The following is a 26854-nucleotide window of genomic DNA, read 5'->3' as shown; positions in this document are numbered from 1 at the left end:
CGCCAATATGTACTCGGATATTCCCGTTCACTTCAGCACCCAGAGCGTTATTCTCCTCAACGTCATTCTGGCGGGCATGATCTTTGGCATTTCCATGAGTTTGACCAAGGAGGATCTGACTCGGGTTCTGCGCTACCCCCGCGCCCCTATTGCCGGGCTGATTGCGCAATTTCTATTGCTCCCTGCACTGACCGGCCTCGCCTGCTGGGCCTTTGCCATTGAACCAGAGTTGGCTTTGGGCATGATTCTGGTCGCGTCCTGTCCGGGGGGAACATTTTCCAACATCATGACTTGGCTGGGACGGGCCTCGGTACCGGTTTCCATCAGCATGACCGGGGTATCCAGTTTGTCGGCGATTATCATGACGCCGCTCAACTTCAGCCTCTACAGTTACCTGAATCCCTACACCCGGCCACTGATGCGGGATATCGCCATCGACCCCATCAATATCTTTGCCCTTGTCTTGTTGGTTCTGGTACTGCCAATGCTGTTGGGTATGGCCTTCGGTAAGCGCCACCCGGCACTGACACAAAAAGCCGAAAAACCCATGCGGATAGTGACCCTCGCCGTATTCCTGCTGTTCGTTGTGGTGGCTTTTTCCAATAACCAGCAGGCCATCACCCAGTACGCCGATCAGGTGCTGATCTTTGTGGCCCTGCAAAACCTCGGCGCACTGCTGCTGGGTGACCTCTGTAGCCGGGCAATGCGACTGAGCCAGGCCGATCGTCGCGCAGTCACCATGGAGGTAGGCATCCAAAACTCGGCACTGGGTCTCACCATCATCTTTACCTTCTTCCCACAGGTTGGGGGGATGACCTTGATCGCCGGCTTCTGGAGTTTCTGGCACTTGTTAGTCGGCCTGCTACTGGCAATGTATTGGGCCAAAACTGCGGAGGATGTATGCCTGACACCATCCTGATAACCGGCGCTGCGGGTTATATCGGCAGCAAACTCTGTGAACGCCTGCAGGATAGCTACAACATCGTTGGCATCGATATCCGCGAGCCCAGCCGCGAAGTCGGCAAGTTTATTCGCTGCGATATCCGCGACCCGATCCTGAAGCACATCGTAAGAGAGTACGAGATTGACCGGGTGGTACACCTGGCGTCGGTACTGGAAAGCAGCAAAGACGAGCAGCGCGACTACGATATCGATGTCAATGGCACTCGCAATGTTGTAGAGGCCTGCTTGGAAAGCAAGGTCAAGCAGTTGATCGTGACCAGCTCTGGCGCTGCCTACGGTTATCACCCGGATTCCCCGGCATGGCTGGACGAGCAGGACCCGCTGCGCGGCAATGACGAAATCCCCTACGCGCGCCACAAACGCCTGGTTGAGCAGTACCTGGCAGATATTCGCCGGGATCACCCTGAGCTTAAACAACTGGTTTTGCGACCGGGCACAGTACTGGGCGCCAATACACGCAACCAGATCACCAACTTGTTTGAAAAGCGCATGGTGCTGGGCATTGCCGGTTCAAACTCGCCCTTTGTATTTATCTGGGACGAGGACCTGTTGGGCGTTATCGAGAAAGGGATTAAAGAACAGCAGCAAGGGATATTTAACCTTGCCGGCGATGGCTGTTTGACCATTGCCGAAGTTGCCCAGCGCTTGGGTAAACCGCTGTGCAAAATTCCCGCTGCACTGATCCGTGGCGCACTGACGGTTGCTCACGCCTTGGGGCTAAGCCGCTATTCCCCGGTACAAGTTAAGTTTATTCGCTACCGGCCGGTACTCAGCAACCGGCGTTTAAAGGAGGAGTTTGGCTATTCCCTGAAAATGACCTCATCCCAGGTATTCGACTATTTTCTCGAACACGCCCGTGCCCGAGGACAAATAAAATGAGTGGCCACAACACGATTATTACTGGCGCGGCCAGCGGCCTGGGTTGGGCCATGACGCAGGTGTTATTGAGCCGGGGTGACTCGGTGCTGATGATTGACAGGGATCAGTCACTGCTTGAACAGCGACAGCGGGAAAGCAACGACCCCAAACTCCATATCGGCGTGGCAGACCTCTCCACCAGCGACGGCATCGATGCTGCAATCGCGCTTATTCACGCGACCTTTACACGGGTCGACATCCTCATTAACAACGCCGGCATCACCCACCGCTCACTGGCGGCTAACACCCGGCCTGAGGTCTTTCGCCAGGTGATGGCCGTGGACTGGCAGGCGCCGGTCGAACTGGCAACCGCCCTGCTTCCCAAACTCCGCGCCAGCCGGGGCAGCATCGTCAATATTGGCTCCATGGCAGGTTGGATGCCGGTGCTGGGGCGCGCTGCCTATTGCAGCGCCAAATCGGCGCTGGGGCAGTTTTTTGAAGTATTGCGGGCCGAGGAGCGAGACCAGGGCGTGCACGTATTGATGGTGTATCCCGCCTTCGTCAACACCAACATTGAGCAAAATGCCCTGGGCGGCGACGGCGGACGAGCCCGGCACGCCCGCTCAACCGTCGGCGGCGTCAGTGAAGCGGCGCCCCTGGCAAAGCAGATTATCCGCGCTCTGGAAGGCCGCAAACCTCGCCTCTTTCCACATCGCGGCATTTACCTGGCTAGCCTGTTGTGGCGCCTGCTACCCGACCTATTTCATGTGGCTATGCGGCGTAAATTCGCTGTCGAGTTAAGGCAACACTAATGGCTATCTCAACCGGTACTGGACGCTAAGGTGGATCCGTGGATTTGGCTGGGGCTGAGCATCTTCGTCGGTTATGGCATTGCCGCCATCACCGGCTTCGGCAGTGTGATTATCGCGCTGTCGATGGGGGCATTGATGCTGCCAATAGCCACTATGCTGCCGGTATTGGTGCCGCTAAATGTGGTGATGAATGGCTATATCACCGTCAAGCATCGGCACCATATTCACTGGCCGACATTGCTGAAAGTCATTTTGCCATTGATGGTCAGTGGCACCGCACTGGGATACGGATTACAGCCCTGGCTGGGAGACAGAGGCCTGCAGCTGGTCCTGGGCGTACTGGTGATCTGGTTTGCCGGCCGCGAACTGTGGCGCAGTGCCAGGGCGATAGCGGCACTGCCACACCTCAAGTGGTGGACCCAAAGCTGGATGTTTGTTGCCGGTATCACCCACGGGTTGTTTGCCTCGGGAGGGCCGCTGCTAGTCTACGCACTGGCGGGGGTAGCAATGGAAAAATCGGCCTTTCGGGCCACGCTGACAGCCGTATGGCTGGTACTAAACACCCTGCTACTGCTGGCCTTTGCGGTGGATGGCAGTCTGCTGCCGTCACTGGACAAGGTGGCCTGGCTGATGCCAGTGCTGATTGCCGGTCTGGTATTGGGTGAATATCTGCACCACCGGGTGCAGGAAAATCGCTTTAGGCAACTGGTTTACGCCATGTTGCTGATAACGGGAACGCTGCTGATCGTCAGCGCCGCAAAATAAAATAACGATGCCACTAAGCGTGGCCGACGGGCCTATTACCCTGGGGACGAGTGTATGACTGACTCTACAAGATCGATAACGAGCATTTTCTCATTGGCGACGCTATCGCTGACACTATTGGCAAGCCATAACGCTCAGGCACAGCCGCAAACTCGAACCCTCGAGGAGGTGGTGGTCACGGCCCAAAAGACCCAGCAGTCACTGCAGGATGTGCCCATTTCAATCAGCGCCTTAGGCGGCGACTTTATGCAGGAAAACAGCATAGGGGATCTGGTTGCGGTGTCGGCCTATGTCCCCAATGTCCGGGTGGAGTTCACCAGCCCATCATCGCCCCAGGTGTTTATTCGTGGCTTTGGGACCAACAGCTTCAATCCCAGCTTTGAGCCAGCGGTGGGGCTGGTGGTAGACGAGGTTTTCTTCGGGCGCCCCAGTTATTTCTCCACCTCCATGTATGACCTCGATCGGGTGGAGGTCTTGCGGGGGCCACAGGGCACACTGTTCGGCAAAAACACCATCGCCGGCGTGTTTAATGTCGCCAGCCGCAGCGCTCCCAGAGAATCGGGCAGCGAGGGACAACTGCGCTACAACAACGAACGCTTTGGCGAGCAGCGCATTGAGGCCGGTGTCGGCTTTCGCATTAGCCCGGCACTCGGTGTCAGACTGTCGGTGCTGGATTGGCAGCGGGACGGGCGACTGAACAACACCTTGCTGAAGCGGAAAGAGGATGATCGCGACCAGCAGGCCTTTCGCTTGAAACTGGAGTGGCAACCCAACGATAAACTCTCAGCAGTGCTGGCGGCTGATCAATCAGTGATGAACGTCAATTTTTGGCCGCGCCAGCTGATGAACCTGGATACCGACACCCGGGACTACCTGGTGAACTTCGATCCCGAGATTGAAGATAACCCCTATAACTTCCAGACCAGTTTCAATCACCCAGGTAGCCTTTATCAACGGGCAGATACTGTCAGTCTCAATACCCAATATGCCTTCGGTCCGGTTGCCGGCTTGAACTCTCTGGATAGTACGGTGATCGCGGCAGTATCCTGGCTGGATGTGGAACAAAATCAAGACCTGGACGTGTCCCCTGCCGACCTGCTCAACCTCGACCAGGTTGACGACTACCGGCAAGTCAGCCTGGAATGGCGTATCAATGGCCGGGCCAGCAGCCTGTTTGGGCTCGGCGGCGACGTTGAATTTATCAGCGGTGTTTATTACTTCCAATCGGACTTCAGGCTGCTGGCCGATGTCATCATCGGCAACGACATAGCCTCCTACGCCTTAACCAAAGACGCTCAACAGATGCTCAGCGGCCAATCCCAGGTGCCGGGGAACCCATTGGGCGGCACATTGGCGGACCTCCTTCCGCAATTGACCGACCTGATCAACGAAACAGATTACTATCGCTTTGACTACTTTCAGGACACCGAAGCCACCGCGCTGTTTGGTCAGTTCTCCTGGAACATCAATGACAGTTGGTTGATTACCCCCGGCCTGCGCTACAACGAAGAGACCAAACGCTCAACGCCCACCGGCACGTCCGAATGCACCAATAAAGGCGTTCTGCCCTGCCTGACGCCAACTCTGATCGGTGCCAACGACTACGCACCGGGCACCATAGAGCGCACCGAACGCAAGCTGTCGCCCAAGCTGTCGGTCACCTACTATCTCAGCGAGAGCATCAATATCTATGCCTCGGCCACCATGGGCTTCAAAAGCGGCGGGGTGAATGCAATTTCCTTCACCGGTGAGCAACTGGAATACGAGCCGGAGGAGGCCCGCTCGATCGAGTTGGGGCTACGCAGCCAGTGGCTCGAAGACACCCTGAAATTCAACGCCACCCTCTACCGCATGGATTTCGACGACCTTCAGGTATTGGCCTTTAACGGACTGCTGTTCGATGTCACCAATGCCGCGGCGGCCTATTCCGAGGGCCTGGAGTCAGACCTGCAGTGGCTCACCCCTTACGCACCCCTGACTATCGACGCCTCGCTGGGCTACTTGCGTGCCCGCTACAAAGACTACGACGATGCCCCGGCCCCCATTGCCGAGGGTATTGGTGCCATGCAGGATCTCGGTGGCGAACCCTTGGCCTTTGCACCCAAGCTAACGGCTACGCTGATGCCCCGGCTGGACTATCGCATTGGCGACTACGATATCAGCGCCAGCCTTACCCTTCGCCATCGCGGTGAACACTTCACCGACACCGACCTGGACCCCAACTCGCGGATTCCGGCCACCACCACCTACGGTGCCAATATTTCCCTACGCAATGCCATGCAGGGCTGGTCAGTCGCAGTGGGCGGTAAAAACCTGACTGACAAACGCACTCTCAATCAGGTGATCGACACCGCGCTGTTCCCGGGCACCTATAACCCCAGCCAAAACCCCGGTCGAAGTGTGTATGCTTCGCTGAGTTACAACTGGTAGCCGATGAGATGGATAGCGCGATGAGTCCAGAACTGACCTGGCACTCCCTGCCAAACGATAACGTCAACGTCTCTGGGCTTACCCAGGCATTGACGTCGACATTGCCACAATCAAACTGGTGCCGCCTGACGGAGCAGCAGCTCACTGCGGTCCCTGAAGCCGTGGCGAATCAGGCCCGCTTCCCTGCCGGGGTCGCGCTGCGGTTTTACAGCGACACGCCGGCCTTGCACCTTAAGCTCACGGTGAACTCACCCTCACGGGGCGCCGGCATTGATGTGATGGTCGATGGCATGCTGTGGAGAACGCTGCCACTGGAGCCCGGCATCGCTGATATAGCGGTGTTTACAGGCTTGTCGGCTGAAGACCGTCTGCTGGAGATTTACCTGCCGGGAAATCAGCAAGTCGGCGTTGAACAACTCGGAATCGCCCCCCACAGCGTCTTGAGAGCCGCCTCCGAAAAGCCCGGCCTGCCCTGGGTATTTTACGGCTCCTCGATTGTGCAGGGTGCCGGCTCAGCTCTGTCTAGCGTCAACTACCCTTCAGTTCTGTCCCGGCAGCTGGGGGTCAGCACCCTTAATTTTGGCTTTTACGGTGCCGGCAAGGCCGAGCCGGAGGTCGTCAACGAAATACTCAAGGTCGCCGCGCACACCCTGATTTTTGATTTGGGCAAATCTTTTGGCAGGCAGGACGCCAGCGTCTACCGGGATATGCTGCAGCAGGCCTGCCAAACACAGCCCGATGCAAAACGTGTTTGTATCACGCCGATCTATTCACTCAGGGAGCACTATGACCCACGCTTCCGAGCATTCAGTGAGTCGTTGCGTGACACCTTTAAGAAGGCTGCTAGTGAGGTCGAAGAAACGATCCTGATCGACGGTTTAGAGCTACTGGGGCCCGAGGATTGGGCCTGCTTTTCAGCAGACGGGTTGCACCCCAATGAATGGGGCTACACCCGCATTGCCGAGCGCCTGGCGGCGCATCTACAAAGCTCAGCCGATTAGCGCGGCTGCATCCGAATGGCACCGTCCAAACGAACAGTGGTGCCGTTCATATAGCCATTGCGCACCAACTCCATCGCCATGCTGGCGTACTCTTCAGCCACACCCAGGCGCGGCGGGAAGGGCACCATTTTACCCAGTGCGTCTTTCATTTCCTGAGGCGCACGAGCCATCGCCGGGGTATCAAAAATGCCCGGTTGAATGGTGTTCACGCGAATGCCCTCCCGGGACAGGTCCCGGGCGATGGTCAGGGTCATGCCGACAATCCCCGCTTTGGCCGCCGAGTAAGCCGCCTGTCCCATCTGCCCTTCGGTGGCCGCGGCAGAGGCGGTATTTACCATCACCCCGCGCTCGCCATCGATGGGCTCAAGCTCCATCATCCCGGCCGCGGCGCGGGTGATACAGCGAAAGGTTCCCACGGTGTTAAGTTTAAGGACCCACTCAAACTGATCGGTGGGGAAGGTTTTGATCTCGCCGGTTTTTTTATCGCGACGGGCGGTGGGAATGGCATTACCACCGCCGGCGCAGCACACCAGGATACGCTCCTGACCGTTCTCCGCCCGGGCTTTGGCAAAGGCCGCATCGACACTGTCGTCGGACAACACATCACACTGGCAGAAAATAGACCCGGTCTCGCTGGCGGCCTGCTCGCCGGTGTCCTCATTCAAATCAAAAATGGCGACCTTGACGTCCTGGGCCCGCAAGGCCTGCACAGTGGCATAGCCAAGACCCGACGCGCCGCCAGTGACCACCGCGGCAATGGTGTTATCCAGTTTCATAGAGGCTCCCGAAGCGTTTGACGCTTTTTATTGCTGTTAAAAATGCCGCATAACGCGGCTTAAAAGTGCTTGATTTTATATCACAGCGACAGGACGCTATACAACAACATTGTTGAGTAGTATCATCAACCAAAACTGATAATGATAGGAGTGCAGAGACAATGGCGACTCAGGTCATGAAGGGCGTGCGCGTCCTCGAGGTAGCTCAATTCACCTTCGTCCCCGCGGCCGGCGCCATCCTCGCCGACTGGGGTGCAGACGTCATCAAGATCGAACATCCGGTGCGGGGCGATACTCAGCGCGGCTTCGTCAAAATGGGCGGCGTCGACACCAACCCCAACCGCAGCCCTTTTGTGGAACACCCCAATCGCGGCAAGCGCAGCGTCGGTGTGGATATTTCCACCCCCGAAGGCATGGAAGTGATCTACGAGCTGGCCAAAACCGCTGATGTCTTCCTCACCAATTACCTGCCCCGGCAGCGTCAGAAAATGGGCTTTGATATCGAAGATATCCGCAAGGTAAACCCCAATATCATTTACGCCCGGGGCAGTGCTTTTGGCGACAAGGGCCCGGAGCGGGATGTCGGCGGCTTTGACGGCACTGCATTCTGGAACCGCAGCGGCATTGCCGACGCCATGTCACCCAAAGAATTGGGCGGTCCGATTTCCCAGGGTATCCCCGCTTTTGGGGACTCTATTGGCGGCATGAATATCGCCGGCGGTATCGCTGCCGCGCTGTTTCATCGCGAGCGCACCGGTGAGGCCTCCGAAGTGGATGTGTCTCTGCTTAGCACCGCGTGGTGGGCATCGGGCACCTCCATTGATATGGGTATCGAAACCGGCAAAGTCATGGGCAATCGCATGCCCCAGTCCGGCGCCAACCCCGGCAACCCGCTGATGGGCAACTACTACGCCTCAGACGGCGGCGTGATCAACATGTGTACTCTCACTCCCGGGCCTCATATCAAGAGCTTCTTTGAGCACATCGGCCACCCCGAGTGCGCCGAGGATGAGCGCTTCTCCACACCAGAGAACCTGATGAAAAACTGGGAAGCCGCCAGCGCCATTATTGTCGACGCCTTCGCCAGCAAAGATTTTAAATACTGGCGCGAGCATCTGAAGACCTACAGCGGCCAGTGGGCGCCAGTGCAAAGCCTGTTGGATATCGCCACTGACGAGCAGGCGCTGGCCAATGATATGCTGTTTGAGGTTGAAGCAGCAGACGGCGGCGAGCCGATCAAGCTGGTTCGCGGTCCAGTGCAATTTAACCACGAGGCCACCCAGACGTCTCGGGCGCCATTGGCCTCCGAACACACCGAGCTGGTGCTGATGGAAGCCGGCATCGAGTGGGACCGCATTGAACAACTCAAAGAAAAAGGTGCGATTGCCTAGCCTCTGGGATCAACGCGTACCCAAAACCTAATAACGAGCGACGAATAAGAGAGCCACAACAATGAAACCAGGAACCAAATTAAAAAGTGCGGTTTGCGACACCGAAGTCATGGTGATCAAGGGTAAAGACCAGGTCGTGGAATGCGGCGGTCAACCCATGGTGGAAACTGCGCCAGACGACAAAGGCAGCGTCGACCCCAACTTTGCCGATGGCACTCTGGTGGGCAAGCGCTATGTGGATGCCGACGGCACCGTAGAGCTGCTGTGCGTGAAAGCCGGCGCCGGATCACTGGCCATTGGTGGCGCGGCGCTCACCACCAAAGACGCCAAGCCACTGCCCTCTTCCGACTAACCACAACATAACAACACAACGCCCACTATGAATATTGCCCTGATCCTGCAAATGGCGGCCGACACCATGCCAGACCGTATCGGTCTGGTCTGCGACGGCAAACGCTGGTCCTACGGCGAACTGTTTACGGCGGCCAAAGGCGCCGCCGAACTGTTCGTTAACAATGGCTGCCAGCACGCGGCACTCCTCGACGAGAGCAGCGAGGCCGCCCCAATCGCCTTGTTTGGTGCCGCTCTGGCCGGTATTCCCTACGTTCCCTTGAATTACCGCCTCGCCGATGCCGACCTGGGCAAGCTGCTAGACCGCATCAAGCCCGCCTACGTGATTGGCGACGTTGAGCGCACGGAGCGCCTCAGCCAGGGCCATCATTGCAATACCCGCAAGGCCTTTGTAGAAGCGGCGCTGGCGGCTGGAGAAACCGCCTCGGGTGAAGAACGCGAGGGCGAAGGCATCGCCGCGCAGATATTTACCAGCGGCACCACCGGCACCCCCAAGGCGGCTCTACTGCGTCACGCCAACTTGATGGGCTACATTCTCGGTACGGTGGAATTTATGTCCGCCGACGAAGACGATGCCCAGTTGGTCTGCGTGCCACCCTATCATATTGCCGGCATCTCCACCCTGCTCAGCAATTTTTACGCGATGCGCCGCATCGTAATGCTGCCAGCTTTTGAGCCAGAAGCCTGGCTTAGCCTGGCCGCTGAGGAGAAAGTGACCAACGCCTTTTTAGTGCCCACCATGCTGGCCCGCATTATTGACCAGATGGGCGAAGGCGCCGCTGCCCAGCTCTCCAACTTGCGCGCTATCGCCTACGGCGGCGGCCGGATGCCCCCCGAGCTGATCGAGAAAGTGTTGGGCTTGCTGCCCGACACCAACTTCACCAACGCCTACGGTTTAACGGAAACCAGCTCCACCATCGCATTGTTGGGGCCCGACGATCACCGCCAGGCCTTTAACTCAGACGACCCCAAAGTCCGGGCGCGCCTGGGCAGTGTGGGCAAACCGCTGCCCACCATCGAGCTGGAAATCCGCGACGAAGACGGCAAGGTATTAGCCGCTGGCGAAGCCGGAGAAATTTACGTGCGGGGCGAACAGGTTTCCGGCGAATACCGAGAGAAATCAGCACTGGACGCCGACGGCTGGTTCCCGACCCGGGACGCAGGCTATCTCGACGACGAGGGCTATCTGTTTCTCTCCGGTCGCGCCGATGACGTCATTGTCCGCGGTGGCGAGAACATCTCCCCCGGCGAAATCGAAGACGTACTGGCCACCCACCCGGCCATTGCCGACTCTGCCGCCGTGGGCATTCCCTCGGTGGAATGGGGTGAAGCGGTCGGTGTCGCCATTGCGCTTCACCCCGGGCAGGCACAACCCGGTGAAGCGGAATTAAAAGCCTTGGTGAAAGAGCGGCTGCGCTCTTCCCGGGTGCCGGAGAAGATCATTTTTCTGGACGAACTGCCCTACAACGAAATGGGTAAATTGCTTCGCCGCGAGGTACGCAAACACCTGGCCGAGGCCTGATCACAAGCACTCCTGTCCATCAGAGTGTGTACTTGCCGCGGCCCCGTCGCGGCTTTTTTCATCTGATACAAGCAACGCAAAATAACAAGCAGATTGGGGATAGCAAACGTCATGAAAACCGCTGTTGTTACCGGCGCCAATGCCGGGCTGGGCTACGCCATTACCACCGGTCTGATCCGCGAAGGCTACCGGGTCATTATGGCCTGTCGCAACGAGGCCAAAGCCGCAGCGGCGCGCACGGCCTTGCTGCAAGCACACCCCAATGCCAATTTGCAGGTGCTGCCCCTGGATCTGTCCGACCTGGGCTCGGTGGAGAATTTTGCCAAGCTGTTTGCCGAACAAGTCGGCCAACTGGAGTTGCTAATTAACAATGCCGGCATCACCGACGTCCCTCTGGCCCGCAATGCGGCTGGTCACGAGATGCAGATGGCCACCAACTACCTGGGTAACTTTGCCTTGATCGGCCGCCTGCTGCCCTACTTCAACAAAGACGAGCAGTGCCGGATCGTCAATGTCGGCAGCCTGGCTCACCGCTTTGGCAAGCTCGCCCTGGACGATATGAACTGGGAGCGGGATACCTACAAGCCCATGAAGAGTTATGCCCGCAGCAAAATTGCACTCATGACCTTTACCTGCGAACTGAACCGCCGCTTGCAGGGCAGCAATATACTGGTACTGGGCGCCCACCCCGGTTTTGCCGCCACCGAGATCACCAAGAAAAACGATAGTTACAAAGAAAAATCCAAGCTGTCACTGTGGATACAGTCCAAGGTCGAACCCCTTATCCCCACCCCAGACGATGCCGCCAGAGCCACTCTCCTGGCAGCCCTGTCTGACGATGTTAAGGGAGGCGACTACTACGGACCGGGAGGCTTCCTGGAAATTGGCGGCAAACCCGCACCGGCCAAATTAAACCCCGCAGCAAAGGACCCCGAGCTGGGAAGAAAACTGTGGGAAGTTTCAGAGCAGATGACGGGTGTCAGCTACCTTGATTCTGAGGGCGAGAAGGAAGCGGTGCCGGCCTAAGGCTGGTAACTACTCGGGCACTGGGCGGGTTTTCGCCATCGCCGCACTGACAAACTTCACCCGGTCACCCAGCTTCTCTTCTACCCAGTGCAGCTGCCGGTTTAGTCCCCGATGGCGCTCACGAAAGGCGCAAATCCTGGACGCGACCCTATCACTGGTATAGATCAATACCGACAGGCCCGCAGCGAAAAAAAAGTTACCCACAGGGATTGGCGACAGTAAAAACACGACGCCCATAGCGATAAGAAGCCACGCAATGCTCAGCTGCACAACGTGCCGCGCTAGTTTTTTCAATACGGTAGTCCCGTGTTGCCTGATATCTGTTGTCCACCAGCTCCCCACCTTTGAGCGCCCTAGGTCGACAACACCGCAATAATAATGAGCCCCCAAGCCACAATGCAAATCGGTAGCCCTGCTCCGCACTCCCGAAATAGACCGCGCACAAAAAAACCGGCGCGCTTGGCCGGTTTTCGGGGCGCCCCGCCTACGGACGAATCACATCGGGGCAATCGTAAAGGCGCGCCGCTCCAGCGGCAGCGCACTTAGAAAGTGTAGGCTTGCAGCCAATCCGCCATCGCCCGGGTAAAGCGCGCCGCATCGGCGCCGTTAATCACCCGGTGGTCGTAACTCAGTGACAGCGGCAGAAACTGGCGCAGCACTGGCTTGCCCTCGGCATCCGGCACAAACCGGCTGGCAGCCCGGGTAATCCCCATAATGGCCACTTCCGGCGCATTAATAATCGGGGAGAAGCTGGTGCCGCCGATATGCCCCAGAGACGACAGGGTAAAGCAGCCGCCGGACATATCGTTCATAGGCAGGCCTTTGCCCCGCGCCTTCTCTGATAGGGCGACAATTTCCTCGGCGATGTCGTCAACGCTTTTCTTGTCGCAGTCTTTCACCACCGGTACCAACAGGCCGCCCGGTACATCCACCGCAAAGCCAATATGGTAGTAGTGCTTCTGAAACATAGTCGCGCCGTCAGCGCTGAGGGACACATTGAACTGGGGAAATTCCTTCAGCATCGCCACTGAGGCCTTCATCAATACCGGCAACAGGGTCTTTTTCTTATCCGGGTTTGCGGCGTTGTAAGCCTTGCGACGCTGTTCAAAGTCGGTAATGTCAGCGTCATCGTTGTGGGTGACATGGGGAATCGAGGTCCAGTTGCGATGCATGACCTTGCCCACATACTGCTGGACATTGCCCAGTTTCTTTTCTTCTACCTCGCCGTAGCGGGAAAAATCCTCTTCAGGCCAGGGCATGCTCTGCTGGGTTTTATTGCTCATTGCACTACCTACTCGTACTTTATGTTATTCAGGCTGGGGATCGCTGGCGTCGCCTTGCAAGTCCTTAAGTTTGTCCAAATCGGGAAACTTGTCTTTGTTAAGACTGCCGTACAAACTCATACGCAGCATTTCGTCGGTAAAACGCTGGGCCATGCGCTTGCGGCCTGCGGCACTGTTCACCATATTGCGGGCCCACACCGGCCACATAAACACGGTGACCAATAATGTAATGGCGTGGACGTCGGCATCGATCCCCGGTTGGGAATAATCCGACCCCACAAATTTATCGATGTGCTGTTTGTAGATACGCCAAAAAGGGTCGTCAGCTGGCTGGCCGGTGCGCAGCACTTCATAGAGCCACACCCGGCCAAACTCGGGATTGTCCATGGCAAAATTGGCTAGCCGCTCGATTATCTGCCGTGGCTCCCGCCGCTCTTCCAGCTCGTTGTCGCCGGTAGCGTCGCCAAAAACCTGCTGACGCAGCTTGTCGCTGACCCAGGCCTTGGTCTCGTCCAGCAATTGCTCCCGGGTGGGAAAGTGATGGTAGGCAGTGCCACGGTTTACCCCCACCAGCTGTGCGACCTGGGACACGCTCAGCCCTTCCGGGCCGTCTTTAGCCAACAACTTGCCAGCCACTTCCATAATAGCTTCACGGGTTTTCTGTGGGTCGCGGGTGGTCCTGGTGGCACGCCGCTTATTGGTGGCTGCTTCCAAAGCTATTCTCCTGTGATACGGCTGGGGCTACACCCGCTCGATAATAATGGCCGGAGCCATGCCGCCGGCAGCGCACATGGTGATCAGGCCGCGCCGCAAATCCCGGCGCTCGAGTTCATCCAATACGGTGCCGATCAAAACAGCACCCGTGGCACCAATGGGGTGGCCCAGTGCGATGGCGCCACCGTTAACATTGATTTTGTCCCGGTCGATATTGAGGTCGCGGATAAACTTCTCCACCACCACCGCAAAGGCCTCGTTCACTTCCCACAGGTCAATGTCGTCAATGGACAGGCCCGCTTTGGCGAGCACTTTCTTTGCGGCGGGGACCGGGGCGTTGAGCATTAGGGTTGGGTCGTCGCCAATATTGGCACTGGCGATCACCTTGGCCCGGGGCTTAAGCCCGTGTTTGTCGGCATAGGCCGGTGAGGCCATCAACAGGCCGGCGGCGCCGTCCACCACACCGGAGGAATTGCCGGCGTGGTGAATGTGTTCGATCTTGAGATCCGGGTAGCGGCGATTGATCAGCGAGCGAAAGGTCTCGCCAGCGGCGTTAATAGGGAAATCCGCCAGCTTGCCAAAGCTGGGCTCCAGCGCGGCCAGGTCGGCGGCGGTGGTGTTGGGGCGAGGATACTCGTCCTTATCCAGCACCAGCTTGCCACTGGCGTCGTAGACCGGCACCAGGGCGCGGTCGAAGTAGCCCTTTTCAATGGCGTTGGCGGCCCGGCGCTGGCTTTCCAGAGCCAGGGCATCAACATCTTCCCGGGTAATGCCTTCCAGGGAGGCAATGGCATCGGCGCATACCCCTTGGTTGGACTGGGGGTGCTTTTCGTGCAGGCGCTCGTTACCGGTGCCCATCATTAGCGGTTTTAGGCCCGCCTCCCGCTCCTGCTGGCTGATGGTGGTAATCAGCGACATCATTTCGGTGCCACCGGCAATCAACAGGTCTTCAAAGCCGGCCTTGAGCTGGCCGGCGGCCATGCCAACGGCGGTCAGACCGCTGCCACAGAAGCGATCCATGGTGACGCCACTGACCTGGATGGGAAAATCCGCATCCAAGGCAGCCATTCGCGCCAGGTCCCCGCCCTGTTTGCCCTTCTGGGCGCTGGTGCCCCAGATCACGTCATCAATATCCGCAGCATCGATGTTGTTGCGCTCCTGCAGAGCTTTGAGCACGGCGGCCGCCAGGTGTTGGGGATGCATGTGGGTGAGGGCGCCCTTCCCGGGTTTACCAATACCGCGAGGTGTACGCACGGCATCCAGGATATAAGCTTCAGACATGGTTGGCTCCTTATCTCTATTACACCTCAGCGTCCGTCCGGGGCCTATTTGCCCGGCTCTAACCAGCCATACGGTGCAGTCGTTATTTATCTCACCGGGGATCGGCCGCGATCCTCAGTCATTTTTTTTGTAGTATAACGCCTACAGAGATATTATTCGACAGTGTTGTTTAGTTGCAAACAGCAATCCATAATAGCCCGGCGAGGCGTCGCCCGGCGAGGCGTCGATAGCGGTCGGTCCGTGCCGACCACTACCCCAGACAACGAATAGTTCTAATAACAGGGTCATCAAAGATGCAAGAATCCGCCAGCGCCGGCGTTGCCGGCAGCGCAGCCAGTCAGCCCTACCCCAAACCGATGGTGGCCTGGTATGCGACCATCGCCATGGCTTTTTTGTACTGGCTGTCGATTCTGGATCGCTTCATCATTTCGCTGCTGGTAGAACCCATCAAGCGGGACATGAACATCACTGATTTTCAGTTCAGCCTGCTCCACGGGATGGCCTTCGCGATCACTTACTCTCTGTTTGGCCTGGCCGCCGGCGCGCTGGCCGATCGCTACAGCCGACGCTGGATTATCTTTGGCAGTGTCGCCATCTGGTCCGCCGCCACCGCGGCCTGTGGCGCCGCCGTGCACTACTGGCAGCTGCTGTTTGCCCGGGTGGGTGTAGGCGCGGGTGAGGCCGGCCTCAACCCTTCCGCCACCTCCATCCTCACCGATTTGTTTCCCAAGGATCGCCTGACCACCGCCATGGCGGTGTTTACTATTGGCGCCACTATTGGCTCCGGCACCGCCTATTTCTTTGGCGGCATGATTGTCGATCTGGTGGCACAGACGCCCAGCTACATGCTCCCTATCATCGGTGAGATTCGCTCCTGGCAGGCGGTATTCTTTGTGATCGGTATACCCGGCATGTTGCTGGCTTTTATTGTATTTAGCTTTCCCGAGCCGGTACGCCGCAATGTGCGGGACGGGCTCAACACCGACAGCCCATGGCGGGGCGTACTCAATAGCTATCGCAAACTGCTGGCTTTTATCGGCACGCAGAAACGCTTCTTTGCCCACCACTACGTGGGCTTTGCCCTGGGTTCCATGGTGATGAGCGGCAGCGCCATTTGGTACCCCGCCCATATGGCCCGGACCTTTGGCTGGAGCCCCGGCGAAATTGGCCTGTGGTTGGGCTCGGTGGTGGTGGTCTCCGCCATCAGCGGCAAAATGCTGTGTGGCTTTATGGTGGATCGCATGTATCGCCGCGGCTACCGGGATGGCCAGTTCCGCTGGTTTGCCGGCTGTATGGTCGTGGCCACACCGGTGGGTATCGCCGCCATGATGGCCACCTCACCCTGGATTTTTCTGGGCTTGCTGGGCATCTTTTTGGCTCTGATGGCCGCCCTGCCCGCCTGTTACAGCGCCTCCCTGAATCTGGCCACGCCCAATGAGCTGCGCGGCACCGGTATCGCTTTTTTTGCCGGCACGGCAGGGCTGATTGGTATGGGCTCAGGTCCACTGTTAATCGCCGCTGTCTCCGATCTGGTCTTTGGTGAGGGCTCAATTGGTGCCGGCATGGCTACAGTGATCGCCGCGTGCTGTCCACTGGGGGCGCTGGTGCTGGCCACCGGCTGCAAGGCAATGAGCAGTGCCGTGCGAGATCTGGAAGCCAAGACGCAGTAGATTGCGTCAGTCGTTGCCGGGCTTGTTACCGGAATTGTTGTCGGGCTTGTTGTAGGGCTTTTTGTAAGAATAGCCACTTGGATTGAGAGTATCGTCCACTGCCTTTAATTCCGAGCGCAGCCACATAATCTCACTGAGGTTATCAGCTGCTGCCGCAGCGTCCAGCAATTGCTGCAGTGCCTGGCGCTTTACATCCAGGCTGTGGCGATGGGCCGGCGCCGCCGTGAGGGCGATGTCCAAAAGCTGAATCGCCTGCACCGCTCGACGCGCCTCAACATGGCCCTGGGCCCGGGTTGCCAGCGCATCCGCACCACCGGCCAGGTCGGCAATATCCTGGTAGACCGCGCTGGGCGGCACGGGATACAGCGACGCCGTGCTGTCGTAGAGAAACCACCCGGAATACTCGTGCCAAATGGACCTCACCGCCCAGCTCACTTTGCCATGGGCCTGCAGCAGCGACAGGTGCGCCGGCAATGTGACCTCCGCCATCAGCTGGTAGAGGTCTTTGCCCGCATTCATGCCGGCAATGGTCTCGTCGCGAATATAGGCCACCGCATCGTAGAGCTTATCCAGCTGCGCCTGAATGTGGTCGCCGCCGCGAATGGGCTCACCGTGACCGGTAATCAGCAACTCGGCTCCCAAGGTTCGCACCCGATTCAACGACGACAAAAAGCGCTCCACAGAGCGGGGCTTGTCGCCCCGCACCGTATTGAGATTGGGCACCGACATAAAGACCGGGCCAAACAGATTGCCGGTAAACAGGGTTTTCTCGGCGGGCATCCATACCGCCACGGCATCCGGAGACTCGCCCCCCGGCGTGGCAATCACGTCAAAGCGTGTGCCACCAAATTCCAGGGCGAGATGATCGTCCACGGCGATGTCCGGTGCGACCTCCGGCACCGGGTCGCGGCGGCCCTGAATCGTGCCCCCCCACAATTTGCCGGAACGGCGCCCCAGGTAGGGCATCAAGCGGTGGAAAAACTGCGCGGTGTCGACAAAGCCTCGTTGCGCCACAATTTTAGTATCAGACTCCTTGAGCACCGGCACACCGCCAAAGTGGTCGGCATGGGCCTGGGTCAAAAAAATCGCCTGCAGAGGGCCGCTGCGATGGGGCTCAAACAGTGTCTTTATACTTTGGGCACTGCCCATAAAGCCGGCGTTGACCAACACGTCGCCACCATCGGTCTTAACCAGGTAGGCATTGGATATATCCTTGGCCATAAAGATCCGCTCAGTGATCGGCTCGGCCTCGGTCTGTTGGGCACCGGCCTGAACCAGGCTGGCCAACTGCGGCTTTTTAGCGTCACCCATTTTACGACTCCCCGTCGATATTGATCATCACCTTGGCAGACTCGGGGCTGGCCGCCACCTCCAGCGCGTGAATCACCTCATCCAGGGGAAAGTGATGGCTGATCATGCCTTGCAGGGTGTCCCGCAAACGGGGCATAGCGGCGATCACCTCCGGCATCTCATCCGGGTAACCCACCGCGGTAGTAATGGACATTTCTGTAGTCAGCATGGCACCGAGGTTGATTTCAACCGGCTTCATGTAGGCGGCGGTCACCACCATTCGCGACTGATACTTGGCCATGGCGATGACATCGTTAAGGATATTGGGCGCGCCGGCGGCGTCGATAAACGCGTCGGTCCCCACTGCCTCGCGACTAAACACCCGGGTGCTGCCGTGCAGTTTGATCAGCTCGGCTTTGAGATCGACCTGGGTGGGGTCAAATGCCGCCTGGGCACCCACCTGCAAGGCGCGCTCCCGGCGCTGGGGTGACAGATCCAGGGCCACCACGTTGGCGCCGCGATCCACCAGCCACATCACCATCCCCAAACCGATCGGGCCGCAGCCAAACACCACCACATTGTCACCGGCTTTGGCCTGGGCGCGGTTAACACCGTGCAGGGCCACCGCCAGCGGCTCAGTCAGCGCGGCAATGTCGTAGGGCAGATCATCGGGGATCGGCAGCAGGCTGGCACCGAGACGGGCATCGCGAACCAGCAACTGCTCGGTAAAGGCGCCTTCAGGGCCACCACTGCCGATATAGCTGGGTGTCTGCATGGGGTTCACCACCACCCGCTGACCAACCCGGACATCCTCTACCGCCTTGCCAACGTGGAGGACCTCCCCCGCCGCCTCGTGGCCAATGGGGGTCACTCCGCCGGGCTGACGCATGATGCCGCCAATTTTGATATAGCTGAGGTCACTGCCGCAGATGCCACAGGCTTTAACGCCAATCACCACATCGTTGTCGCCGGGCTCGGCAGGGGTATAGGTATCGAGACGGACGTCGTCTATATCGTGAATATTCAGTATCCGCATGGTCCCCTCCTCACAGCGTAATCAGCGCGGCGCCATCGATAACCAGAGTGTCGCCGGTATGGAACGATGAGGCATCGCTGGCCAGGTAAGCGGCAATCCCTTCAAAGTCTGAGGTATAGCCGGGCCGGGGCACCGGCGTGCGGGAGGCAAAGAACTTGTCGATATCCGACCACTCCGCGTCGCTGCCGGTCATCTCAGTTTTGATATAGCCGGGCGCAATGGAGTTGGCACGAATGCCGTGCCTGCCAAACTCCACCGCCATACAACGAATGGCGGCACCGATGCCGGCCTTGGCCGCGGCATATTGCGCCTTGCCGGGAATACCCTGAAACATCGATAAGCTGCCGCAGAATACCAGTGAGCCGCCGGGCTCGCCGTTTTCCGCCCGCTCTACCATCAGTCGAGCGCCCTCCCGCAGGGTATAAAACGCGCCGTGCATATTGATGTCCAGCAGGCTGTGCCACTGCTCGGACGTGGTCTCCAACAGAGAGCGAGTGGGTGCGGGAACACCGGAGTTGGCAAACACCGCATCTAGGCGACCGTGATCACTGATCAGTGCCTTAAACCCGGCCACGACCTGCTCCTCAGAGGAGACATCCACCTGCCTGGCCGTGACCTTTACGCCGTATTCCTCCAGCTCTGCCTTGGCCTTGGCATTTTTCTCTTCAGAGCGGCCCCAAATTTCCACCGCACCGCCCTGTTTGGCGATACCCCGGGCAAAGCCCAGCCCCAGGCCGCCGTTGCCACCGGTCACCAGTGCGACCTTTCCAGAGAGGTCAAATAATGCGCTCATAGCTTTCTCCGCGTGTTATTGCTATTGGATCGATAGAGTTGCCTTAAGTCTGTGCCAGCCGCTCTGCCCCCTCAAGGAAGAGTGATACGGCCACCCGGCCATAGTTGCTCAATCCGGACACGTCGCGGGTCCTAATGTCCTAATCGAGACATAACGTCCCATCCGCGAAACCAGTGACGATTGTCCCGCCGTCCTGGCCTCACCTAAGATGATGACTAGCAAATAACAAGGACAGCCCAATGACCGATTTCAACGCCGATCAGCTTATTGAAAAGGCCCAGCAAGCCACTGGGCTCAGCCAGTTCGACAGCCACAGCTTTGAAGAGGGGCTGTCGATCTTGTTGCGCGACGCCAACCAACTGGAAATGCCCGAGCGTGGCGCCACCCGCTTCGAAGAGTCGATTCTTCAATACCTGGGCAACCGCCTTAAAGTCAGCGATTACCTGCGCCAACGCCCTGAGCTACTGGAGCGCAAAATAGAGCGCCCGGTGTTCGTCTTTGGCGTCCCCCGCACCGGCACCACCCTACTCAGCAATTTGCTGGCCGCCGACCCACAGCGACGCTCCCCCCTCACCTGGGAAATCGAGGATCCCGTGCCGCCCCCCACCAGCGACACCTTATTTACCGACCCCCGGGCGGTGGAGCGCCTCAAGATCGAAAAAGAGCTATTGGCCGCCGCGCCGGAGATGGGCAAGTACTACCGCAGCTCGGCGATCTACCCCAATGAGTGCGTCTACTTTATGGCCCACGACTTTAAAACCTTGATGCTGGAGTCCCGGGGCAAATTGCCCAACTACCGGGACTGGTTGCTCAATGACGCCGATATGTCCACCGCCTATCAGTACCACAGGAAGTTCCTGCAATTGCTCCAGGCCGACGCCCCCGGGGTGTGGAACCTGAAGATGCCCTCCCACGCCCTGTGGTTGGATACCCTGCTGGAGGTCTACCCCGACGCCCGTTTGATCTGGACCCACCGCGATCCCCTCACTGCCACCGGCTCATTCTGCAGCCTGATATCCCTGGCTCACATGGGCTTTACCGGCGGTGTGGATAAAGACTGGATTGCCGAGAACTGTGTTTACCAGGCCCAGCTCCACGCCGAGCGGATTATGGATTTTCGCGATCGCGCCGGCGAAGACCGGGTGATCGACGTCCACTACGCCGACTTGATGGAGCAACCCATCGCCACTATGGAAAAGCTCTACCAACAGCTCGGTGACGATTTTGACGACGCCGCCCGCCAGGGCATGCAGGGCTGGCTGGACGATAACCCCCAGAACAAGTTCGGCAAGCACGACTACAAGCTGGCGGAATTTGGCCTAGATGAATCCTCCTTACGGAGCACCTTTGAGCGCTACCTCAGCCGCTATCAGGTCAGGCCCGAGGGTTAACCCCCTGGGCTGAGCATGCCGACTGGCCAATGACCGAGCCCGTCTGTATCCAGCCCGGCGGCTTTAAAATATAGTGAAAAAACTGATTGACTTTAGCTGGCCAGCGCTATAACTTGCGCGAAGCTAGAAAGTAAAACTCGTTTTTAAAATCTCCATCACGTAGTACCGCAACGTTCTTCGTCCTGTAGTTTCTAAATTTCAGTTTATGTTTCCCGCTATCTTTAGTCTTGTCCTGACCGAGGCCACGCCCGGATCAGACAGGACAGTTATAATTTTTTATCTACAGGATATATCGATATGTCTAACCGTGTAACTGGTACTGTTAAGTGGTTCAACGAAACTAAAGGCTTTGGCTTCCTGGAGCAGCAAGGCGGCCCCGACGTGTTTGCCCACTTCAGCGCCATCTCCGGCTCCGGCTTCAAAACTCTGGCCGAAGGTCAGCAAGTTGAGTTCACCGTAACTCAAGGCCAAAAAGGTCCTCAAGCCGAGAACATCGTTGCTGTATAAATACTAGCTTCGAGCGTTTCCCGAAAGGCAAGCCGCATTGGCTTGCCTTTTTTTATGCCCGCCGCTTTTGCCTATCGCCACCCCCAGCTATTTTGACAACACTGTTGAATAGTGAAAAACTAACACCACAATAACAGTTATTGCGGAGCCCACTCTCACGGCCACTGCGCCGCAGTGAATCCAGCTATCCGCACCAGTAATGGGAGGCCAAGCGTGTCTGCCACAGCATCCAGTGAAATGCTCGTCGTCGCTCAGATCGAGCGCCCGGCGCTATCCGCCCAACAGGTTAAATTTGTGTTTCGGGAGCCCCCGGACAATACCTTTGTGGAAGATCGGCGGCTGCGTCTTGATTTGTGTTTAACCCCCCGCCCCCGCAATGCCCGTGGCAGTTACCCTGAACGCTGGACGCGCTCCCGCTTTGAACGGCTCGGCGCCGTGTTTATGGTGCCACCCGGCGAGTCACTGCTGGCTCGAAGCGATTCAACCGGCGAGCAGCATTCCCTGCTGTGTCAGCTTGACCCAACCCTGATAGCCGAGTGGCTCGATGAAGAGTTTTGCGACGAAACCCATTTGGCCGCCGGCCTGGATATCAATAGCAGCAACGTCCTCCACCTACTGGGCCAACTCAAGCGCGAAATTCAGCAACCCGGCCTGGCCAGCGACCTGTTAGTAGACGGCATCGCCACGCAACTGTCGGTGGAACTATTGCGCTTTCACCAATCGGTATCCCAGCGAGACACCGCCAAAGGACTCTCCCCCTGGCGCCTGCGGCTCATTGATGAACATATCCGCGAAGCAAACCACTTACCAACCTTGAGCGAACTGGCCGCACTGTGTGGTCTCTCCGTTCGCCAGCTCAGCCGCAGCTTTAGAGCCAGTCGCGGTTGCTCTCTGGGCGAATATGCCGCTACAAAACGCCTGGAGATCGCCAAAGAATTGCTGGATCGCGACTACAGCGTCAAGTCGGTGGCCTATACCCTGGGCTTTGCATCGCCATCCGGATTTTGCTCCGCATTTAAACGCCACAGCGGGCAAACCCCCGGTGAATATCGCGCCGAGCGTGTTCTCATTAAGCGCCGACATTAAGTCACCGAGCCGCAACCCGGTGGCCATATACATCGATGCCCACCCTCCCGTACGGCGGACACCGCTTTCGTGTCCGCCAATCCCAACCACCGTGCCACATCCCGGTGGACATATACACCGATGTCCACCCTACCCGTACGGCGGACACCGCTTTTGTGTCCGCCAATCCCAACCAACGTGCCACACCCCCGGTGGACATATACATCGATGTCCACCCTACCCGTGCGGCGGACACCGCCTTTGTGTCCGCCAATCCCAACCACCGTGCCAGATCCCCGGTGGACATATAAATCCGTGTCCACCCTACCCGTACGTCGGACTCCGCCTTTGTGTCCGCCAATCCCCTACCACCGTGCCAAATCCCGGTGGACATATACATCGATGTCCACGTACGGCGGACACCGCCTTTGTGTCCGCCAATCCCCTACCACCGTGCCAAATCCCGGTGGACATATACACCGATGTCCACTCTACCCGTGGGGCGGACACCGCTGTTGTGTCCGCCATTCCCACCACCGTGCAACATCCCGGTGGACATATAAATCCATGTCCACCCTACCCGTAGGGCGGACACCCCTGTTGTGTCCGCCAGCCCACCCACGGTAGACACCCCCACCGAATCCGGCAAAAATACACCAACGCCCCACGGACGAGGCCCCAAATCATGCCCACATCACAACCCGGTGACATCATCCACCATGGCGCTATCGACGGCGTTACCGGCTCCTGCCACCAATTGTTCGCAAGCGCGGAACACTCCATCCTCATCGATTGCGGTTTGTTTCAAGGCGACGAGGCCGCCCCGGACGGCAGCCACGCCAACGACTTGAGCATTAATTTTGACATCACTTCCGTCCAGGCCCTGGTCGCCACTCATGTTCATATCGACCATGTCGGGCGAATCCCCTACCTCATCGCCGCAGGCTTTCGTAGGCCGATCTATTGCTCCGAGCCCTCGGCAGAATTACTGCCCCTGGTCCTGGAAGACGCCCTGAAAATCGGCGTCACCCGAGACAAAAAACTGATCGATACCTTCCTGCGCTACATCCACCAACAACTGCGGCCCCTGCCCTACGGAAAATGGCAGAGCATCATCGACGGCGAACTGGCCATTCGCCTGCAACGTGCCGGCCATATCCTCGGCTCCGCCTATGTGGAATGCGACCTAGCCAAGGCCCCCAAAAAACGCATCGTCTTCTCCGGCGACCTCGGCGCACCCTACACACCGCTGCTCTACTCGCCCCGCCCACCCTACGGCTGCGATGAACTGGTCATCGAAAGCACCTACGGCGACCGCCAACACCACAACCGAAAAGACCGCGCCAAGGCATTACAGCGCGCGATTGAAAACGCCCTGCTGGACGGAGGCAGCGTACTGATCCCCGCCTTCAGCATCGGCCGCACTCAGGAACTGCTCTACGAATTGGAAGGCATTATCCACCAGCAAAAGAAACAACACAGCAAAGACAGTCCCTGGCACAACCTCCCCATCATCGTCGACTCGCCACTGGCCAGCCGCTTCACCGAGGTGTACCGACGCTTAAAGGATTTCTGGGACGGAGAAGCCAAACAACGGGCAAGACGGGGGCGCCACCCGCTTAGCTTTGAGCAGTTGATTACCGTAGACGAACACGGCGAACACATAGCGCTGGTCAACAGGTTGGCCCAAACCCGGCAACCCGCCATCATCCTCGCCGCCAGCGGCATGTGCGCCGGCGGGCGCATTGTTAATTACCTGCAGGCCATGCTCAACGACCCGCGCCACAATATTTTATTCGTTGGGTATCAAGCCAGGGGTACCCCAGGTCAAGCCATTCAGGAATACGGCCCGCAAAACGGCTACGTGGATTTAGAGGGAGAGCGTTACACAATACGCTGCGGTGTAGACACCATCAGCGGTTACTCCGCCCACGCCGATCAAAAAGATTTGATCAACTTTGTAAAGCGCATGCGCAAAAGACCAAACACCGTGCGTATAGTCCACGGCGACGACGACGCCAAGTGGAACCTCAAACAGCAGTTGTTGGCGCAAAGCCTCGCCAAACATGTAGTGATCCCGTAGGGCGGACACCGCTTTCGTGTCCGCCATTCCCACCATGGTCGCGGCGTACATAAAAGGCGATGTACGCCCTACGGGGTGCGGATTTCGAGAATTTGATGCAACACCAATGTAGGGCGGACACCGCTTTCGTGTCCGCCAACCCCACCGTGGTCGCGGCGTACATAAACGGCGATGTACGCCCTACGGGATGCGGATTTCCAGGATTTGATGCAACACCAACGTAGGGCGGACAACGCTTTCGAGTCCGCCATTCCCACCATAGTCGCGGCGTACATAAACGGCGATGTACGCCCTACGGGATGCGGATTTCCAGGATTTGATGCAACACCAACGTAGGGCGGACAACGCCTTTGTGTCCGCCGCCCCAACCACCGTGCAAAGCCCCAGTGAACATAAAAACCGATGCCCACAGCACCACACCAAAATAGCACCAATTCGCCTACCGCGTTAAACTATCCACAAAGTGGTATGGAAAGGCCAAATCACGCATGCGTCTATCCGAAAATCAACGCGCCATTATTTGCGAAGAATTCGAGCAGGTCTTTGGTCGTGATGCGACCTTGCTTCTTTTTGGTTCCCGGCTCAACGACAATGTTCGAGGGGGCGACATCGATTTACACATTGACGCGGACGGCTCACCTTCACAACTTTTGGAAAAAGAGCTCGCCCTATACGCACGTTTACAGCGCCGTTTAGGCGAGCGACGCATCGATATTATTGTCCACAACAAAAAAACGCCCCTGCGCCCTATCGATAAACACGCCCAAGAAACAGGGATAACGCTAGAATGACCCAGAATCGCCATGACAGGCTCATTCGCCTATTTGAATTGGTGGCCCGGGAGGATCAGCACTTACTTGCTGTGCGCGAGCGTTTCCTGGGTACAAAAAAAGCGCTAAAGCCTCAAGAGGTCGAAAAACTGATCTCTAGCGACCTGGGCATAGATCGCCTGGAGTCCTTTGGCGCGAAATTTGGTCGGATGCAAGACACGATCGTCGACAAGCTTATGCCCGCGCTATTAAGTGCCGCCGGCGAGCCAGTATTAGCTGCTATTGACAATCTAGGCCGCTTGGAGCGGCTCGGCTTGATCGAAGACGGCGACAAATGGCTACAAATGCGCCAGCTGAGAAATCGACTCGTCCACGAATATATTGATAACCTCGAGCATTTGACCACCGCCCTGGAGCGGGCTAGCCAATTCACAGACCACATGCACGATGACTTTGATGCCATGCGGCAATACGCCATCAAGCACCTGCATTTACAATTGCCGTAGGGCGGACACCGCTTTCGTGTCCGCCAACCCCACCGTGGTTGCGGCGTACATAAAAGGCGATGTACGCCCCACGGGGTGGGGATTCAAGGATTTGATGCAACACCAACGTAGGGCGGACACCGCTTTCGTGTCCGCCATTCCCACCATGGTCGCGGCGTACATAAACGGCGATTACAGCCCTACGGGGTGGGGATTTCCAGGATTTGATGCAACACCAACGTAGGGCGGACACCGATTTTGTGTCCGCCATCCCCACCGTGGTCGCGGCGTACATAAACGGCGATGTACGCCCTACGGGGTGCGGATTTCGAGAATTTGATGCAACAACAACGTAGGGCGGACACCGCTTTCGTGTCCGCCATCCCACCGTGGTCGCGGCGTACATAAACGGCGATGTACGCCCTACGGGGTGCGGATTTCGAGAATTTGATGCAACACCAATGTAGGGCGGACACCGATTTTGTGTCCGCCATCCCCAACCACCATGCCACCCCGAAACCCTGGCCGTTGTCCAACTGATCGAGCGGTGCTACTCTCAAAAATCGGCACCTAGCAAACAAACGGCGTTCC

Annotated in this window: 25 protein-coding genes; 17 read left to right on the top strand and 8 right to left on the bottom strand. The window is 58.0% G+C overall.

Annotated elements, in window-relative coordinates; genetic code table 11:
* Positions 1 to 7 precede the first annotated feature (7 nt).
* The 6 genes from I6N98_RS06370 to I6N98_RS06345 are packed head-to-tail and all read left to right on the top strand — an operon-like array spanning position 8 to position 6829.
* A complete protein-coding gene (locus tag I6N98_RS06370; RefSeq protein WP_198570954.1) occupies positions 8 to 919 on the top strand; it encodes a bile acid:sodium symporter family protein in 912 nt (303 codons plus the stop codon).
* Positions 901 to 1842, top strand: coding sequence for an SDR family oxidoreductase (locus tag I6N98_RS06365; protein ID WP_198570953.1), 942 nt, complete (start codon positions 901 to 903; stop codon positions 1840 to 1842). The genes I6N98_RS06370 and I6N98_RS06365 overlap by 19 nt, the downstream gene beginning before the upstream one ends.
* Positions 1839 to 2633, top strand: coding sequence for an SDR family NAD(P)-dependent oxidoreductase (locus I6N98_RS06360; RefSeq protein ID WP_198570952.1), 795 nt, complete (start codon positions 1839 to 1841; stop codon positions 2631 to 2633). Before I6N98_RS06365 ends, I6N98_RS06360 begins: the two co-directional genes overlap by 4 nt.
* 30 nt (positions 2634 to 2663) lie before the next feature.
* Positions 2664 to 3398 carry a sulfite exporter TauE/SafE family protein gene (locus I6N98_RS06355; RefSeq protein WP_232787485.1) on the top strand — a complete coding sequence of 245 codons (735 nt, stop codon included), beginning with the start codon at positions 2664 to 2666 and terminating at the stop codon, positions 3396 to 3398.
* Positions 3399 to 3452: 54 nt separating this feature from the next.
* Positions 3453 to 5828 (top strand): TonB-dependent receptor, encoded by a 2376-nt coding sequence (locus tag I6N98_RS06350; protein WP_198570951.1) that lies wholly within the window; start codon positions 3453 to 3455, stop codon positions 5826 to 5828.
* Positions 5829 to 5848: 20 nt separating this feature from the next.
* Positions 5849 to 6829 carry an SGNH/GDSL hydrolase family protein gene (locus I6N98_RS06345; RefSeq protein ID WP_198570950.1) on the top strand — a complete coding sequence of 327 codons (981 nt, stop codon included), beginning with the start codon at positions 5849 to 5851 and terminating at the stop codon, positions 6827 to 6829.
* Here I6N98_RS06345 and I6N98_RS06340 read toward each other — a convergent pair.
* Complete coding sequence (locus I6N98_RS06340; protein WP_198570949.1) at positions 6826 to 7605, bottom strand: SDR family NAD(P)-dependent oxidoreductase; 780 nt, start codon at positions 7603 to 7605, stop codon at positions 6826 to 6828. The genes I6N98_RS06345 and I6N98_RS06340 overlap by 4 nt on opposite strands.
* A gap of 161 nt (positions 7606 to 7766) precedes the next feature.
* Here I6N98_RS06340 and I6N98_RS06335 point away from each other — a divergent pair, with 161 nt between their 5' ends.
* The 4 genes from I6N98_RS06335 (at position 7767) to I6N98_RS06320 (ending at position 11895) form a co-directional block, all read left to right on the top strand.
* Positions 7767 to 8996, top strand: coding sequence for a CaiB/BaiF CoA transferase family protein (locus tag I6N98_RS06335; RefSeq protein ID WP_198570948.1), 1230 nt, complete (start codon positions 7767 to 7769; stop codon positions 8994 to 8996).
* A gap of 61 nt (positions 8997 to 9057) precedes the next feature.
* On the top strand, positions 9058 to 9348 hold the full coding sequence (locus I6N98_RS06330; RefSeq protein ID WP_198570947.1) for a hypothetical protein: 291 nt from the start codon (positions 9058 to 9060) through the stop codon (positions 9346 to 9348).
* A 27-nt stretch (positions 9349 to 9375) separates the two neighbouring features.
* Entirely contained in the window at positions 9376 to 10869 is a 1494-nt protein-coding gene (locus I6N98_RS06325) for a class I adenylate-forming enzyme family protein (protein ID WP_198570946.1), read from the top strand.
* Positions 10870 to 10980: 111 nt separating this feature from the next.
* Positions 10981 to 11895 carry an SDR family NAD(P)-dependent oxidoreductase gene (locus I6N98_RS06320; RefSeq protein ID WP_198570945.1) on the top strand — a complete coding sequence of 305 codons (915 nt, stop codon included), beginning with the start codon at positions 10981 to 10983 and terminating at the stop codon, positions 11893 to 11895.
* 9 nt (positions 11896 to 11904) lie between these two features.
* On the opposite strand, the gene I6N98_RS06315 is transcribed toward I6N98_RS06320, so the two are convergent.
* The 4 genes from I6N98_RS06315 to I6N98_RS06300 form a co-directional block, all read right to left on the bottom strand.
* A complete protein-coding gene (locus tag I6N98_RS06315; protein ID WP_198570944.1) occupies positions 11905 to 12189 on the bottom strand; it encodes a hypothetical protein in 285 nt (94 codons plus the stop codon).
* Positions 12190 to 12437: 248 nt separating this feature from the next.
* Positions 12438 to 13178 (bottom strand): 2-oxo acid dehydrogenase subunit E2, encoded by a 741-nt coding sequence (locus I6N98_RS06310; protein ID WP_198570943.1) that lies wholly within the window; start codon positions 13176 to 13178, stop codon positions 12438 to 12440.
* Positions 13179 to 13202: 24 nt separating this feature from the next.
* A complete protein-coding gene (locus I6N98_RS06305) occupies positions 13203 to 13892 on the bottom strand; it encodes a TetR/AcrR family transcriptional regulator (RefSeq protein WP_198570942.1) in 690 nt (229 codons plus the stop codon).
* A gap of 27 nt (positions 13893 to 13919) precedes the next feature.
* Positions 13920 to 15173, bottom strand: coding sequence for an acetyl-CoA C-acetyltransferase (locus I6N98_RS06300; RefSeq protein WP_198570941.1), 1254 nt, complete (start codon positions 15171 to 15173; stop codon positions 13920 to 13922).
* Between the two features lie 293 nt (positions 15174 to 15466).
* Between I6N98_RS06300 and I6N98_RS06295 the strand changes: the two genes are divergently transcribed.
* On the top strand, positions 15467 to 16843 hold the full coding sequence (locus I6N98_RS06295) for an MFS transporter (RefSeq protein ID WP_198570940.1): 1377 nt from the start codon (positions 15467 to 15469) through the stop codon (positions 16841 to 16843).
* Positions 16844 to 16849: 6 nt separating this feature from the next.
* Here I6N98_RS06295 and I6N98_RS06290 read toward each other — a convergent pair whose 3' ends face one another.
* From I6N98_RS06290 to I6N98_RS06280, 3 genes are read right to left on the bottom strand one after another with little or no spacing between them, the layout of a single operon-like run.
* Positions 16850 to 18154, bottom strand: coding sequence for an alkyl sulfatase dimerization domain-containing protein (locus tag I6N98_RS06290; protein ID WP_198570939.1), 1305 nt, complete (start codon positions 18152 to 18154; stop codon positions 16850 to 16852).
* 1 nt (position 18155) lies between these two features.
* On the bottom strand, positions 18156 to 19169 hold the full coding sequence (locus I6N98_RS06285) for a zinc-dependent alcohol dehydrogenase (protein ID WP_198570938.1): 1014 nt from the start codon (positions 19167 to 19169) through the stop codon (positions 18156 to 18158).
* 10 nt (positions 19170 to 19179) lie between these two features.
* Entirely contained in the window at positions 19180 to 19962 is a 783-nt protein-coding gene (locus I6N98_RS06280) for an SDR family NAD(P)-dependent oxidoreductase (protein WP_198570937.1), read from the bottom strand.
* A 239-nt stretch (positions 19963 to 20201) separates the two neighbouring features.
* Here I6N98_RS06280 and I6N98_RS06275 point away from each other — a divergent pair, with 239 nt between their 5' ends.
* The 6 genes from I6N98_RS06275 to I6N98_RS06250 all read left to right on the top strand — a co-directional run bounded on the left by I6N98_RS06275 (position 20202) and on the right by I6N98_RS06250 (position 26284).
* On the top strand, positions 20202 to 21353 hold the full coding sequence (locus tag I6N98_RS06275) for a sulfotransferase family protein (protein ID WP_198570936.1): 1152 nt from the start codon (positions 20202 to 20204) through the stop codon (positions 21351 to 21353).
* Between the two features lie 297 nt (positions 21354 to 21650).
* Entirely contained in the window at positions 21651 to 21860 is a 210-nt protein-coding gene (locus tag I6N98_RS06270; RefSeq protein WP_198570935.1) for a cold-shock protein, read from the top strand.
* Positions 21861 to 22073: 213 nt separating this feature from the next.
* Entirely contained in the window at positions 22074 to 22946 is an 873-nt protein-coding gene (locus I6N98_RS06265) for a helix-turn-helix transcriptional regulator (RefSeq protein ID WP_198570934.1), read from the top strand.
* Positions 22947 to 23610: 664 nt separating this feature from the next.
* Positions 23611 to 25008, top strand: coding sequence for an MBL fold metallo-hydrolase RNA specificity domain-containing protein (locus I6N98_RS06260; RefSeq protein WP_198570933.1), 1398 nt, complete (start codon positions 23611 to 23613; stop codon positions 25006 to 25008).
* Between the two features lie 488 nt (positions 25009 to 25496).
* Positions 25497 to 25799: a nucleotidyltransferase domain-containing protein gene (locus I6N98_RS06255; protein WP_198570932.1), complete on the top strand. Its 303-nt coding sequence runs from the start codon at positions 25497 to 25499 to the stop codon at positions 25797 to 25799.
* Complete coding sequence (locus tag I6N98_RS06250; protein WP_198570931.1) at positions 25796 to 26284, top strand: hypothetical protein; 489 nt, start codon at positions 25796 to 25798, stop codon at positions 26282 to 26284. Before I6N98_RS06255 ends, I6N98_RS06250 begins: the two co-directional genes overlap by 4 nt.
* Positions 26285 to 26854: the final 570 nt, after the last annotated feature.

Origin of the sequence: Spongiibacter nanhainus (assembly GCF_016132545.1) — a bacterium.
Classification (GTDB): domain Bacteria; phylum Pseudomonadota; class Gammaproteobacteria; order Pseudomonadales; family Spongiibacteraceae; genus Spongiibacter; species Spongiibacter nanhainus.
This window is presented reverse-complemented; position numbering and strand designations above follow the sequence as displayed.